The sequence below is a fragment of the Enterobacter sp. C6 genome (assembly GCF_008122455.1).
Lineage (GTDB): Bacteria > Pseudomonadota > Gammaproteobacteria > Enterobacterales > Enterobacteriaceae > Enterobacter > Enterobacter pseudoroggenkampii.
Genome location: NZ_QPFW01000245.1, coordinates 48,748 through 61,997 on the forward strand (window position 1 = coordinate 48,748; position 13,250 = coordinate 61,997).

At 54.1% G+C, this 13,250-nt stretch carries 15 protein-coding genes; 7 read left to right on the top strand and 8 right to left on the bottom strand.

Annotated elements, in window-relative coordinates:
• Nucleotides 1–35: 35 nt before the first annotated feature.
• Both DOU50_RS19465 and fdhD read right to left on the bottom strand, forming a co-directional pair.
• Nucleotides 36–248, bottom strand: a complete 213-nt coding sequence (locus DOU50_RS19465; RefSeq protein ID WP_148769951.1) for a DUF1471 domain-containing protein — start codon at nucleotides 246–248, stop codon at nucleotides 36–38.
• A gap of 114 nt (nucleotides 249–362) precedes the next feature.
• Nucleotides 363–1,199 carry a formate dehydrogenase accessory sulfurtransferase FdhD gene (fdhD, locus tag DOU50_RS19470; protein WP_061716289.1) on the bottom strand — a complete coding sequence of 279 codons (837 nt, stop codon included), beginning with the start codon at nucleotides 1,197–1,199 and terminating at the stop codon, nucleotides 363–365.
• 372 nt (nucleotides 1,200–1,571) lie between these two features.
• On the opposite strand from fdhD, the gene fdnG reads away from it, so the two are divergent.
• The 4 genes from fdnG to fdhE are packed head-to-tail and all read left to right on the top strand — an operon-like array spanning nucleotide 1,572 to nucleotide 7,095.
• Nucleotides 1,572–4,622 carry a formate dehydrogenase-N subunit alpha gene (gene fdnG, locus DOU50_RS19475; protein ID WP_148769953.1) on the top strand — a complete coding sequence of 1,017 codons (3,051 nt, stop codon included), beginning with the start codon at nucleotides 1,572–1,574 and terminating at the stop codon, nucleotides 4,620–4,622.
• Nucleotides 4,623–4,634: 12 nt separating this feature from the next.
• Entirely contained in the window at nucleotides 4,635–5,537 is a 903-nt protein-coding gene (gene fdxH, locus DOU50_RS19480) for a formate dehydrogenase subunit beta (RefSeq protein WP_008501831.1), read from the top strand.
• Entirely contained in the window at nucleotides 5,534–6,169 is a 636-nt protein-coding gene (fdoI, locus tag DOU50_RS19485; protein ID WP_008501832.1) for a formate dehydrogenase cytochrome b556 subunit, read from the top strand. The genes fdxH and fdoI overlap by 4 nt, the downstream gene beginning before the upstream one ends.
• On the top strand, nucleotides 6,166–7,095 hold the full coding sequence (gene fdhE, locus DOU50_RS19490; RefSeq protein ID WP_148769955.1) for a formate dehydrogenase accessory protein FdhE: 930 nt from the start codon (nucleotides 6,166–6,168) through the stop codon (nucleotides 7,093–7,095). Before fdoI ends, fdhE begins: the two co-directional genes overlap by 4 nt.
• A gap of 39 nt (nucleotides 7,096–7,134) precedes the next feature.
• Here fdhE and DOU50_RS19495 read toward each other — a convergent pair whose 3' ends face one another.
• Nucleotides 7,135–7,506, bottom strand: coding sequence for a type II toxin-antitoxin system VapC family toxin (locus tag DOU50_RS19495; protein WP_032648446.1), 372 nt, complete (start codon nucleotides 7,504–7,506; stop codon nucleotides 7,135–7,137).
• 2 nt (nucleotides 7,507–7,508) lie between these two features.
• Nucleotides 7,509–7,751 carry a ribbon-helix-helix protein, CopG family gene (locus DOU50_RS19500; RefSeq protein ID WP_045909092.1) on the bottom strand — a complete coding sequence of 81 codons (243 nt, stop codon included), beginning with the start codon at nucleotides 7,749–7,751 and terminating at the stop codon, nucleotides 7,509–7,511.
• 198 nt (nucleotides 7,752–7,949) lie between these two features.
• Between DOU50_RS19500 and DOU50_RS19505 the strand changes: the two genes are divergently transcribed.
• A complete protein-coding gene (locus DOU50_RS19505; RefSeq protein WP_148769957.1) occupies nucleotides 7,950–8,864 on the top strand; it encodes an alpha/beta hydrolase in 915 nt (304 codons plus the stop codon).
• A gap of 14 nt (nucleotides 8,865–8,878) precedes the next feature.
• Here the strand turns inward: DOU50_RS19505 and fabY are convergent, their stop codons facing one another.
• The 4 genes from fabY to yihX are packed head-to-tail and all read right to left on the bottom strand — an operon-like array spanning nucleotide 8,879 to nucleotide 11,773.
• Nucleotides 8,879–9,820 carry a fatty acid biosynthesis protein FabY gene (fabY, locus tag DOU50_RS19510; protein WP_023309755.1) on the bottom strand — a complete coding sequence of 314 codons (942 nt, stop codon included), beginning with the start codon at nucleotides 9,818–9,820 and terminating at the stop codon, nucleotides 8,879–8,881.
• A 44-nt stretch (nucleotides 9,821–9,864) separates the two neighbouring features.
• The gene (gene dtd / locus DOU50_RS19515; protein ID WP_008501836.1) at nucleotides 9,865–10,302 is read right to left on the bottom strand and encodes a D-aminoacyl-tRNA deacylase; all 438 of its coding nucleotides are present in this window, start codon (nucleotides 10,300–10,302) and stop codon (nucleotides 9,865–9,867) included.
• Complete coding sequence (locus DOU50_RS19520; protein ID WP_148769961.1) at nucleotides 10,299–11,180, bottom strand: virulence factor BrkB family protein; 882 nt, start codon at nucleotides 11,178–11,180, stop codon at nucleotides 10,299–10,301. The genes dtd and DOU50_RS19520 overlap by 4 nt, the downstream gene beginning before the upstream one ends.
• Nucleotides 11,174–11,773: a glucose-1-phosphatase gene (gene yihX / locus DOU50_RS19525; protein WP_148769963.1), complete on the bottom strand. Its 600-nt coding sequence runs from the start codon at nucleotides 11,771–11,773 to the stop codon at nucleotides 11,174–11,176. Before yihX ends, DOU50_RS19520 begins: the two co-directional genes overlap by 7 nt.
• A 406-nt stretch (nucleotides 11,774–12,179) precedes the next feature.
• Here yihX and DOU50_RS19530 point away from each other — a divergent pair, with 406 nt between their 5' ends.
• On the top strand, nucleotides 12,180–12,956 hold the full coding sequence (locus tag DOU50_RS19530; protein WP_048989737.1) for a hypothetical protein: 777 nt from the start codon (nucleotides 12,180–12,182) through the stop codon (nucleotides 12,954–12,956).
• Between the two features lie 2 nt (nucleotides 12,957–12,958).
• Complete coding sequence (locus tag DOU50_RS19535) at nucleotides 12,959–13,243, top strand: hypothetical protein (RefSeq protein ID WP_023309759.1); 285 nt, start codon at nucleotides 12,959–12,961, stop codon at nucleotides 13,241–13,243.
• Nucleotides 13,244–13,250: the final 7 nt, after the last annotated feature.

Sequence of the window (13,250 nt, forward strand, 5' to 3'; positions counted from 1 at the left end):
GCGCCCCGGGGGCGCTCTTTCGACGGTGTGACAGCTTATTTCGTCAGTTCAGCGGTCATGTGTACGCGGTTACCTGAGAACGCCTGGGTAATTTTGTAAGATGACGCGCCGGCTTCCTGAGCCTGAGCCGCGATTTTCGCTTCTGCGCCGTCAATGGTTGACGCGGTTGCGGTCACGGTCTGAGCAGCGAAAGAACCGAAAGAAGTAGCCAGAGCGATTACAGAGACAAAAGTTTTGATGCTTTTCATAATATAAACCCTTTCATTAAGTTGTTTAGGTAAGGCACCGTGCCTTGATGAGATAAATACTAGACCTCATCATGAACAACTAAAAGCGGAAGGATTTGCTATTATCATTCAAAATTATTGATTGAGTATTAATCGCTGTGGATGGGTATAAATGGTTGCCCTTCCCGGCTTGCAGAAGCCCACCAGCGTCAGGTTACAGCGCTCCGCTACCTCTACCGCCAGCGTCGTTGCGGCTGAGACCGCAAACAGAATTTCCACACCGCACATCGCGGATTTTTGCACCATCTCGTAGCTGGCCCGGCTGGAAACGAGAGCCGCCCCCTGCTTCCAGACGTCACTTTCACGCGCCCGGCGCCCCAGCAGCTTATCCAGCGCCACATGGCGGCCAACGTCCTCATGCCCACCGGCAATCTCTCCCGACGGCAACACCCATGCCGCCGCGTGCGTACAGCCGCTCAGCTGGCCGATGGGCTGTACATCGTTCAGGTGCTCAAGCGCATGGTCGAGGTGAGCCAGATTAAAGGTCTGAGTAAACGACAATGGCGCAACGGGTTTACCAATATCATTGAGTTGCTCAACGCCACAGACGCCGCAGCCGGTACGCCCGGCCAGCGCGCGGCGGCGCTCTTTCAGCCCCATAAAGCGGCGGCTGGAGAGTTCGATTTGCACTTCGAGACCGTTGCAGGCCTGCACCACGTCCATGCCGTAGATGTCTTGCGGATGCTCGATGATGCCTTCCGAGAGGGAAAAACCGATGGCGAACAGCTCAAGATCTTTTGGCGAAGCCATCATCACGACATGCGAGATACCGTTGTAAACGAGCGCAACGGGCACCTCTTCCGCCAGAAAATCCGGCGTGGCATGGGTGATGTGGGGCGGTCTGTGTACCGACAGTTCCACAATGCCCGCAGGCAGTGGTGACGAGTGGGGAGCACGGTTTTGTTTAGACACAGCGGTATTCCTGAACAACCACGGAGGTGAGCCTGCTATTGCAGCATAATCCACAGGCGTTACGCATAGTATGGATCAACTTTTCGACAACCATTCTCCTACTCATTTAGCAGGGGTGCAACCTGCCACCGGCTACACCGCTTTAACATGCAGAGCTGTTAATGTGATCAATATCACACTTTATAATCAACATGGTGATAATACGTTCACTTTGTATTAACGCCATTAGAACAGCGGTACCGACAATGTGGTATTCTGATGATATCCCTCGTGGAATTGAGGGATTAACGCAAATTTTTCTCCTTTGCGGTCATTCTTCAACCGCGAAGTCAAAACTACATATGTAAGCAATGTCGAAACAAGGAGTGACCCATGCAGGTCAGCAGAAGGCAGTTCTTTAAGATCTGCGCTGGCGGTATGGCAGGCACCACGGCAGCGGCACTGGGCTTTGCGCCCGGCGTAGCGCTGGCGGAAACGCGGCAGTATAAACTGCTGCGCACCCGTGAAACCCGTAATACCTGTACGTACTGCTCTGTCGGTTGCGGGCTGTTAATGTATAGCCTCGGCGACGGTGCTAAAAACGCCAAAGCGTCTATTTTCCATATCGAAGGCGACCCGGATCATCCGGTCAACCGCGGCGCATTGTGCCCGAAAGGGGCCGGTCTGGTGGACTTTATCCACTCCGAAAGCCGCCTCAAATTCCCTGAATATCGCGCGCCTGGCTCCGACAAATGGCAGCATATCAGCTGGGAAGAGGCGTTTGATCGCATCGCAAAACACATTAAAGAAGACCGCGATGCCAACTTTGTTGAGAAGAACGCCGACGGCGTTACGGTCAACCGCTGGCTCTCCACCGGGATGCTGTGTGCCTCTGCTTCCAGCAACGAAACCGGTTATTTAACCCAGAAATTTACGCGCGCACTCGGTATGCTCGCGGTCGACAACCAGGCGCGTGTCTGACACGGACCAACGGTAGCAAGTCTTGCTCCAACATTTGGTCGCGGTGCGATGACCAACCACTGGGTCGACATCAAGAACGCCAACCTCATTGTGGTGATGGGCGGTAACGCCGCTGAAGCGCACCCTGTCGGGTTCCGCTGGGCGATGGAAGCCAAAATCCACAACGGTGCGAAACTGATTGTGATCGATCCCCGCTTTACGCGTACTGCGTCAGTGGCGGATTTCTACACCCCTATTCGTTCAGGTACTGACATCACTTTCCTGTCAGGCGTATTGCTGTACCTGATGACCAACGAAAAATACAACCGCGAATACACCGAAGCCTATACCAACGCCAGCCTGATCGTGCGTGAGGATTACCACTTCGAAGATGGCCTGTTCAGCGGTTACGACGCCGAAAAACGCAAATACGATAAAACCAGCTGGAACTACGAGCTGGATGAGAAAGGCTTTGCGAAGCGCGACACCACCCTGCAACACCCGCGCTGCGTGTGGAACCTGCTGAAAGAGCACGTCTCCCGCTACACGCCGGAAGTTGTCGAAAACATCTGTGGTACGCCGAAGGCGGACTTCCTGAAGGTGTGCGAGCTGATCGCCGAAACCAGCGCGAAAGATAAAACCGCGTCGTTCCTGTACGCCCTCGGCTGGACGCAACACTCCATCGGCGCGCAGAACATCCGCACCATGGCGATGGTTCAGCTGCTGCTCGGCAACATGGGGATGGCAGGCGGCGGCGTGAACGCCCTGCGCGGTCACTCCAACATTCAGGGTCTGACCGACCTCGGCCTGCTGTCTCAAAGCCTGCCGGGTTACATGAACCTGCCAAGCGAAAAACAGACCGACCTGCAAACCTACCTGACGGCCAGTACGCCGAAACCGCTGCTCGAAGGCCAGGTAAACTACTGGGGCAACTATCCGAAGTTCTTCGTCTCCATGATGAAAGCCTTCTTCGGCGATAAAGCGACGGCGGAAAACAGCTGGGGCTTTGACTGGCTGCCGAAGTGGGACAAAGGCTACGACGTTCTGCAGTATTTCGAGATGATGCACCAGGGCAAAGTGAACGGCTATCTGTGCCAGGGCTTTAACCCGGTGGCCTCGTTCCCGAACAAGAACAAGGTTGTTGAGTCTCTGTCGAAGCTGAAGTTCCTGGTGACGATTGACCCGCTCAATACCGAGACCTCGACCTTCTGGCAGAATCACGGTGAATCGAACGACGTCGATCCGTCGAAGATTCAGACCGAAGTGTTCCGTCTGCCGTCTACCTGCTTCGCGGAAGAGAACGGGTCTATCGTTAACTCCGGACGCTGGCTGCAGTGGCACTGGAAAGGCGCGGACGCCCCGGGCATCGCCATGAACGACGGCGAGATCCTGGCCGGAATCTTCTTGCGCCTGCGTAAGATGTACGCGGAAGAAGGCGGCGCGAACCCGGAACCGGTCCTGAACATGACCTGGAACTACTCGACGCCGGAAAACCCTGCGCCAGAAGAAGTGGCGATGGAGAGCAACGGTAAGGCGTTGGCGGACGTTATCGACCCGGCCACCGGCACCGTGCTGGCGAAGAAAGGCGATCAGCTTAGTACCTTCGCCCACCTGCGCGATGACGGTACCACGTCAAGCGGCTGCTGGATCTTTGCCGGTAGCTGGACGCCGAAGGGCAACCAGATGGCCAACCGCGATAACGCCGATCCGTCGGGCCTCGGCAATACGCTGGGCTGGGCATGGGCATGGCCGCTTAACCGCCGCATCCTCTATAACCGCGCATCCGCTGACCCGCAGGGCAACCCGTGGGATCCGAAGCGTCAGCTTCTGAAGTGGGACGGCGCGAAATGGGGCGGCGTGGATATTCCGGACTACAGCACTGCCGCACCGGGCAGCGACGTTGGGCCGTTTATCATGCAGCCTGAAGGGATGGGACGTCTGTTTGCTATCGATAAGATGGCGGAAGGTCCGTTCCCGGAACACTACGAGCCGTTTGAGACGCCGCTGGGCACCAACCCGCTGCACCCGAACGTGGTCTCTAACCCGGCAGCCCGTATCTTTAAGGGCGATTTCGAAGCGCTGGGTAAAAAAGACAAGTTCCCGTACGTGGGCACCACCTACCGTCTGACCGAGCACTTCCACTACTGGACCAAGCACGCGCTGCTTAACGCCATCGCGCAGCCGGAACAGTTTGTGGAGATCGGCGAGAAGCTGGCGAACAAGCTCGGGATTGCCCATGGCGATACCGTGAAGGTCTCCTCTAACCGCGGCTACATTAAAGCCAAGGCGGTGGTGACCAAGCGTATTCGCACGCTGAACGTTCACGGTCAGCAGGTGGATACCATCGGTATTCCGATTCACTGGGGCTATGAGGGCGTGGCGAAGAAAGGGTTCATTGCGAACACCCTGACGCCGTTCGTCGGCGATGCGAACACGCAGACGCCGGAGTTTAAGGCCTTCCTCGTGAACGTGGAAAAGGTGTAACGGAGACGACTTATGGCTTATCAATCTCAAGACATTATCCGTCGTTCCGCGACTAATGGTTTCACGCCCGCGCCTCAGGCGCGGGACCACCAGCAGGAAGTGGCGAAGCTTATCGACGTGACCACCTGTATCGGCTGTAAAGCCTGTCAGGTGGCGTGTTCAGAGTGGAACGATCTGCGTGACGAAGTGGGTCACAACGTCGGGGTGTACGACAACCCAGCGGACCTGACCGCCAAGTCCTGGACGGTGATGCGTTTCTCGGAAGTGGAGCAGAACGACAAACTGGAATGGCTTATCCGCAAAGACGGCTGTATGCACTGTGCGGATCCAGGCTGCCTCAAGGCATGTCCGTCAGAAGGGGCTATCATTCAGTATGCCAACGGCATCGTCGACTTCCAGTCCGAACAGTGCATCGGCTGCGGCTACTGCATCGCGGGCTGTCCGTTCGACGTACCGCGCCTGAACCCGGAAGACAACCGCGTCTACAAATGCACCCTGTGCGTGGACCGCGTCACCGTCGGCCAGGAGCCTGCATGCGTGAAGACCTGCCCAACCGGCGCGATCCACTTTGGCTCCAAAGAGGATATGAAAACGCTGGCGGCAGAGCGCGTGGGCGAGCTGAAGACCCGTGGTTACGACAACGCGGGCCTGTACGATCCGGCCGGGGTTGGCGGTACGCACGTGATGTACGTGCTGCACCACGCCGACAAGCCGAATCTGTATCACGGCCTGCCGGAGAACCCGGAAATCAGCGCTACCGTGAAGTTCTGGAAAGGCATCTGGAAACCGCTGGCAGCGGTAGGCTTTGCTGCCACCTTCGCAGCGAGCATCTTCCACTACGTCGGCGTTGGTCCGAACCGCGCGGAAGAGGAAGACGACAACCTGCATGAAGAGAAAGACGAGGTGCGCAAATGAGAAAACGTGACACCATCGTGCGCTACACCGCGCCGGAACGCATCAACCACTGGGTCACCGCCTTCTGCTTCATGCTGGCGGCGATAAGCGGGCTGGGGTTCTTCTTCCCGTCCTTCAACTGGCTGATGCAGATCATGGGGACACCACAGCTGGCGCGCATCCTGCACCCGTTTGTGGGCGTCATCATGTTCGCGTCGTTCATCATCATGTTTTTCCGCTACTGGCACCATAACCTAATCAATCGGGATGATATCTTTTGGGCGAAGAATATTCGTAAGATCGTCGTCAACGAGGAAGTGGGTGATACCGGGCGTTATAACTTCGGCCAGAAATGCGTATTCTGGGCGGCGATTATCTTCCTGGTCCTGTTGCTGGTGAGCGGCGTGATCATCTGGCGTCCGTACTTTGCGCCTGCTTTCTCAATCCCGGTGATCCGATTCGCGCTGATGCTGCATTCATTTGCCGCAGTGGCGTTAATTGTGGTTATCATGGTGCATATCTACGCCGCCCTTTGGGTGAAAGGCACCATTACCGCGATGGTGGAAGGATGGGTAACCAGTACGTGGGCGAAGAAACATCACCCGCGCTGGTACCGTGAAGTCCGCCAGAAACAGGAAAAGTCATCTGAATGAGTATTCGCATAATCCCGCAAGATGAGCTGGGGTCGAGCGAGAAACGCACGGCGGATTATATTCCGCCGTTGTTATTCCCCAGACTCAAGAACCTCTACAACCGCCGCGCAGAGCGTCTGCGCGAGCTGGCAGAGAACAACCCGCTGGGCGATTTTCTGCGCTTTGCCGCGCTGGTCGCCCACGCGCAGGAAGTGGTGCTGTACGACCATCCCCTGCAAATGGACCTGACCGCGCGCATCAAAGAAGCCAACGCGCAGGGCAAGCCGCCGCTGGACATTCACGTCCTGCCGCGCGACAAGCACTGGCAGAAGCTGCTGCATTCGCTGATTGCCGAGCTGAAGCCCGAGATGAGCGGTACCGCGCTGTCGGTCATTGAGAATCTGGAAAAAGCGTCCGAACAAGAGCTGGAAGAGATGGCAAGCGCGCTGTTTGCCTCTGACTTCTCGCTGGTGAGCAGCGATAAAGCGCCGTTTATCTGGGCTGCCCTGTCGCTCTACTGGGCGCAAATGGCAAGCCTGATCCCGGGCAAAGCGCGCGCAGAATACGGCGAAGCGCGCCAGTTCTGCCCGGTCTGCGGCTCCATGCCGGTATCGAGCATGGTGCAAATCGGCACCACGCAGGGGCTGCGCTACCTGCACTGCAACCTGTGTGAAACCGAGTGGCACGTGGTGCGCATCAAGTGCAGCAACTGCGAGCAGACCCGCGATCTGAACTACTGGTCGCTGGAAAATGAAGACGCGGCGGTGAAAGCCGAAAGCTGCGGCGACTGCGGCACTTACCTGAAGATTCTGTATCAGGAAAAAGACCCGAAAGTCGAAGCGGTGGCCGACGATCTCGCCTCGCTGATTCTGGACGCGAAGATGGAGCAGGAGGGCTTTGCCCGCAGCTCGATCAACCCGTTCCTGTTCCCGGGTGAAGGGGAGTAATTTCCTGTGACAGTGCCGGGCGGCGCGTGCTTGCCCGGCCTACAGCTGGTACGGTGAAACAACCCCAGGAATGCCCTGAAAGTCTTTGGTATTCCGGGTGATTAACGGGCAATTTCTGCTTTGGGCAGTCGCTAAAATAATGGCATCCGGCAGTTTCATGCCATGCTTCTCACGGAGCACGACGCTTCTTTCAGCGATCTCTCGGGTTACATCGATAATCTCAAATGCGCCCATTACCGACGCTGTTTTCGCTTCGTGGCCATGTTTGCGTGCCCCCACCATGACTTCCATCCATGTGATTAGACTGATTGACCGGTGCGACGCTGTGTTTTCGATCGTATTTGCTGCCTCGACGCGATTGTTGAAAAGGTCGATCAGGATATTGGTATCAAAAACCGCCATGTGTTCCATAGCTACCACTCCTCACGCAGCTTGCGTTCATACTCTAAACCGTCTTCTTGCTGGTTCCCCCACAGACCAAGCGCATCACGGATAACGGATGAGCTTTGCTGATCGAGATACTGCTCAATTGCTTCACGCAGTAATTCGGCACGAGGTTGGTTGCGCAGCTGCTTGAGGTTATCGAGACGTTGAATAACGTCATCCGACAAATCGATCAGAATTCTGCCCATGTTAAGCTCCGCCAGTAAACTCATATATCACCTCAGTATATCATTATTGTCTATTTTCAAGGCAACATACACTTTCTCTCAGTAGGGTTAAAGCCCCAGCCAATAGTTTGCCTTCTGTTTGCGGGCTGCTTTCCAGATTGTTATCCGCAACAATATTCTTGTTTTCTTTTGAATCAAACCAGGCTATAAAACTGTTCATCCATACAGTAAAAGGGAATTTTCATGGCGCTGGAACAGGGTATTGCACAGCTGGTTCAGGGATTTATCGCTGCAGGGCGACCCTCGTCACGTCGCCAGAGCATTGAGGTGCGACGAGCAGGCTATATTGCCAGCACGGGGCTTGCCGGGGAGACCGAAACGCGCGTACAGGTGGAGACGCTTGTTCTTGAGGGTCTTACCATTCGGGTATTTTCACCTCTCAATGCACCTGAAATATTGCCTGCTGCCATCTACTACCACGGCGGATGCTTTATCAGCGGCGGCTTTGATACCCATGACAACCAACTCCGTCAGTTAGCCTGCTACGGCAATTGTCGGGTGATTGCGATTCAGTACAGGCTGGCGCCGGAGCATACTTTCCCCGCCGCACATGACGATGCGGAAAGAGGTGCTGAGCTGGTATGGCAATATGCGGACAAATTAGGCGTCGACAGGAACCGGCTCACCCTTTGTGGAGACAGCGCGGGGGGACATCTTGCGCTGGTAACGGCGCTGCGGCTTAAGGTTAAAGGGCTGTGGCAACCTGCGCAGCTCATACTCATCTACCCCATGCTCGACGCCACGGCCAGTTTTGAAAGCTATGCCCTCAATGGCACGGATTACATCATCACCCGCGATACCCTGCTCAGTGGGTATGAAATGTACCTCGCTGACACCGACCGCCAGCACCCCGAAGCAAGTCCGCTGTGGCGCGATGATTTTTACGGTCTTCCGCCTGTGCACGTTATTACCGCAGAGTACGATCCGCTCTGCGATGAGGGCGAAATGTTGTTCCAGCATCTGACGGAGCAGGGTGTGAAGTGTACCGCTCAGCGCTGGCTGGGCGTCATCCATGGCTTCTTTCAGCTTGGCGGCATCAGCCAGTCAGCGCGAGATGTTATGCGGGATATCGCCGGGCGAATTCAGCACGCCCGGTAAGAGTGAACAGGAGATTACTCCTCCTCGTTCCCACCCTCTTCATACGCGCCGAAGGGCTTCGCCGGAAGAACGATATAGGTGCCTTCAAACACCGCGCCCGGTGTTTTATCGCCAAACAGTTCAACCTGCATTTGGACGCGAGCCTTGCGGCCACGTGCCAGACGGTCCAGATCGCCGCCCAGTGACCCCAGATCGGCCACCGCGCTCGGCTTGCCGCTGATCGGTGCGCTATAGCGGATGTGAGCATCGGCCAGAATGATGGTGCCACCCAGATGGCGCTCGCGCAGCATCAGCCAGATCAGCCCCCAGCCGGTGAGCGTGGCCAGTGAGAACAGGCTGCCGGCAAACAGCGTGTGGTGCGGGTTCTGATTGCCGGTTTCCGGCATGGTGGTAATAAATTTTTGTCCGGTGTACTGCTGAATACGCACGCCCATTTTTTCACTGAGCGGAATGTGCTGGTACCAGGCCTGCTGGAGCTGTCCGCACCAGTCGGCGCGATGCAGAATATCGTCCAGCGTGGCGATGGGTTTGATCATCAAAAAATGACGAATCGGCGTGGTTTGCGGGGTCGTGATCTCCCCCTGATTCACAAAACCAAGTTTGGCAAAGAATTCTACGGCATCTTCGCGGGCGCTACAGGTGACGCGCTTAACGCCTTCCTGACGGGCGACGGACTCCAGGGTCATCGCCATTAGCGTCCCCAGACCTTTGTCCTGCACGGAGGGATGAACCGCCATAAAGCGAATAGACGCTTCGTTATCGGCGTTGATATACAAACGCCCGACGGCGACGAGGTTACCCTCTTCGTCCATCACCATCTGATGGTGGGCCATCGCGTCCCAGGCGTCGCGTTCAGAGCCTTTTGGCTGATGCAGTGGCTTGCGCAGCATTTCCCAGCGGAACTGGTAATAAGCGTCTAACTCTTCTTCCGTTTGCGGTACTCGAAGGTGATACATAGCTGTACTCTCTCTTGTTACCCGCGGCCACGCCGCCAGTATGCTCATACCTGGAGCCAGAATGTGACGGGGCCATCGTTCACCAGCGACACCTGCATATCTGCAGCGAATCGTCCGGTTTGCGTATTCATTTCCTGCTGGCGACAACGCTCAACAAAGTACTCGTAAAGTGCTTCTGCACGATCCGGCGCGGCGCCTTTAGAGAAGCTCGGGCGCATGCCGCGCTCGGTATCCGCTGCCAGCGTAAACTGGGAAACTACCAGCACGCTGCCGCCCGCCTGCTGGACGTTCAGGTTCATCTTGCCTTCCGCATCGCTGAAAATACGGTAGCCCAGCACGCGCTCACATAAGCGGTTGGCTTTTTGTTCGTCGTCATCCTTTTCGACACCTAACAACACCAAAAGTCCTGGGCCAATTTCACCCGTCACCTCTCCCTCCACGGTGACGCTGGCACGGGTTACGCGCTGTATCAATGCAATCATGGTTGGTCTGCTTCTTGTTGTTTTTCAGCTGCTGCTGCTTTTTTAAGTTCGCGGTATACACCGAGAGTGACAGTTATTTCAGCACCAAGCAAGACGATACACCAGGTCCAGTAGACCCAGACAAACAAAATGGGGATCACCGCCAGCACGCCGTAAATAAGCTGATAGGACGGAAACATGGTGATGTAGAGGGCAAACCCTTTTTTACCGAGCTCAAAAAGCAACGCCGCCACCAGCGCCCCCACGACAGCATCACGGTTAGGCACGCGCGTGGTCGGCACGACGCTATAGAGCAGCCAGAACGAGAGCCACGACAGGATCAACGGGAAGATGCGAAGCGCATTATCAATTACGCCGTTTAAATCACTCGCCCAGCGCAAGGAAAGGAGATACGAACTGATCGCCAGGCTCGCCCCGGCCAGCAGCGGCCCCAGCGTGAGGATCATCCAGTATACGGCAAAGGAATAGACCTTTGGCCGCGCTTTTTTGCTCCGCCAGATCGTGTTCAGCGCGTTATCGATGGCGTACATCAACAGCAGCGCGGTGACGATAAGCCCGCATGCCCCCACAGCAGTCATCTTGCTGGAATTGGCAACAAACTGCTCAATGTAGTTCTGGATAACATCCCCGGTTGCCGGAATGAAATTCGCGAAGACAAAATGACGAAGCTGCACGCTGACGTCCGCAAACATCGGAAAGGCGGAGAACAGGGCAAAGATGACCGCCACCAGCGGCACTAACGAGAGCAATGACACGTAGGCGAGGTTACCCGCCAGCGTGGTCATATTGTCCTCATCAATCCGGTGCCAGAGCAGTTTCAGCCAGGCCCGCAGCGGGCGAGTATGGTGCGTGGCTTTTTGATGAACGGTTTTTAGCATAGCTGCTTCGCAAAGTAGTTTGGTATCGTCTCTTTTCCGGTCACCAGAATTGACGTGATACCCAACTGATTAGCTCCCTCTATATTATCGGCGTTGTCATCGAAAAAGACCGCATCGGCCGCGGTGAATCCCTCTGCCTGCAGAACAGCCTGATAAATTCGCGCTTCAGGCTTACGCATACCCATCTCCTGCGAAAGATAGATCTTATCTGCCGCCGCCTTAACTTCAGGGTATTCCTCAGGCCAGAACGTCGTGTGCAGACGGTTGGTATTTGATAGCACAACGACCCGATGCCCCTGCTCGCGCAGTTTGTGCATGATGTCGATCACCTCAGGCCGAATGGCGACAAATACCGCCTGCCAGCCGTGGGAAAACTGCTCGTAGCTTAACGGTAGATCCATCTCCTGACAGAAACGTTCCGCGAATTCCTCATCACTGATCTCGCCCCGCTCATGCTGATGGAAGGTCTCGCCCATCGCGAAATTTTGCTTTAACGTTGCCAGCGGCACGCGGCTAAAGTCGCTCCACGCACCCAGCACGCGATTAAAATCGATATCGACGATTACGTTTCCTAAATCAAAGATATAAAGCATGGTTATCTCCTGCTCGCCGTGGAGAGGTAACTGTAGCGGGAAAGATAAAGTTTGGCTATGCACGAGATTCAGCTGAGAGGGAGCAGTATGAAGAACAAAAATTTAGCCCGGGAAGATGATATTGGCTTTCGGGCGATAGGCTGGGATGAGTTTTATTTAAGTGCGTTTTTGCGAAGATATACGTTTTAGTTCATTTTGCAAAAAATTATAGAAAAACGCTTCCATAAGCTTTTTCTCATCACCATATTCCCCCAGTTTTTTCCATGGCAATCCCATTTCTCGCGGCTTTGCGAGAAATTGCAACAAGTTTACTTTACTTAAATTTACATTTAGATACAAATACTCTATTTATCTTCTTTTTTATAATGCTAAGTTTACATTACTTTACACATGGAGCTGCACTTTCGTGAAGATTAAAAAGGGATACGTCCTCAGTGCCGTATTAATAGCAATACTCTGCGCATTCGCTATTTATTCATACAATGCCTACCGATTTAAAAAAGCCAGCAGAGATATTTTATATCAACTCTCTAGCCAACTGATTGTGAAGCAAGGGCTTGAACCAAAACTTTCAACCCACCTCGTTTTTGATACGTTATATATCGACGGAAACATATCCAAAGATGATGACAAAATCATTGTGGGGCTTATCAGAAAAAACCTTATCCCTGTCAGAACGATATCCATAAACAGTGGTGGTGGCGATGTCGAAACTGCAATAAAAATAGCACAAGTTATTCATGATAAAGAAATTAACATTGAGGTCAGGCGATTATGCCTTTCTTCCTGTGCTAACTATCTTTTCCCAGCGGCAAAAAACAAAATCATCAACTATGGTTCCATTATTGGTTTCCATGGGTCGCCTAATTCTGATGACAATAAGTTAACAACTACGGTTAACGGAGAAATCAATACAGACACAGCGATAACAGATCGCATTTTCTCAGAAATAAGAAAAACGGATAAAGCATTCTACAAAGATATAAATGTGTCATGGATGATGCCACTTTGCGGGCAAAAAGAAAATATTGGTGATCCAGACACAGGTCTGTCGACGTACAGCGAAAAGGATTTTACGCGTTTTGGCGTAAAAAACATTTCATTCACGGATGGTGAAATGGTATGGAAAAAGTCTATGGATATTATGGGTATACCTTTTGCTCACTATTGCAAGGAAAATTAATAATGCGTGAACTCAATGAAAGTGAATTAAGTAACGTCAGCGGTGCAGGAATGTGGGGTTCTATCGGTAGTGCGATTGGTGGGATGTTCGGTGGTGGTAGCGCTGGTTGTAATGGCAGCTATTCTCACACCAGCACCACTAACAAAGATGGTTCTCACTCTGAAAGCACATCCTTTAGCGGTGGTTGCTCGGTTAACGTTGGTGGTAAAAGCGGTGGTTCATCAAAAGGTAATGGTGGTTCGAAAAGTGGCGGTGGCCGCCAGGGTAATGATCACGGTAGACATTAATTCCTGA

Bases quoted from the DNA above. Each gene is read 5' to 3' on its own strand.
- DOU50_RS19500 (WP_045909092.1), bottom strand. From the start codon at position 7,751: ATGAGTTTACTGGCGGAGCTTAACATGGGCAGAATTCTGATCGATTTG.
- DOU50_RS19465 (WP_148769951.1), bottom strand. From the start codon at position 248: ATGAAAAGCATCAAAACTTTTGTCTCTGTAATCGCTCTGGCTACTTCT.
- yihX (WP_148769963.1), bottom strand. From the start codon at position 11,773: ATGCTTTATATCTTTGATTTAGGAAACGTAATCGTCGATATCGATTTT.
- dtd (WP_008501836.1), bottom strand. From the start codon at position 10,302: ATGATTGCATTGATACAGCGCGTAACCCGTGCCAGCGTCACCGTGGAG.
- DOU50_RS19505 (WP_148769957.1), top strand. From the start codon at position 7,950: ATGGCGCTGGAACAGGGTATTGCACAGCTGGTTCAGGGATTTATCGCT.
- DOU50_RS19520 (WP_148769961.1), bottom strand. From the start codon at position 11,180: ATGCTAAAAACCGTTCATCAAAAAGCCACGCACCATACTCGCCCGCTG.
- fdhE (WP_148769955.1), top strand. From the start codon at position 6,166: ATGAGTATTCGCATAATCCCGCAAGATGAGCTGGGGTCGAGCGAGAAA.
- fabY (WP_023309755.1), bottom strand. From the start codon at position 9,820: ATGTATCACCTTCGAGTACCGCAAACGGAAGAAGAGTTAGACGCTTAT.
- fdoI (WP_008501832.1), top strand. From the start codon at position 5,534: ATGAGAAAACGTGACACCATCGTGCGCTACACCGCGCCGGAACGCATC.
- fdxH (WP_008501831.1), top strand. From the start codon at position 4,635: ATGGCTTATCAATCTCAAGACATTATCCGTCGTTCCGCGACTAATGGT.
- DOU50_RS19495 (WP_032648446.1), bottom strand. From the start codon at position 7,506: ATGGAACACATGGCGGTTTTTGATACCAATATCCTGATCGACCTTTTC.
- DOU50_RS19535 (WP_023309759.1), top strand. From the start codon at position 12,959: ATGCGTGAACTCAATGAAAGTGAATTAAGTAACGTCAGCGGTGCAGGA.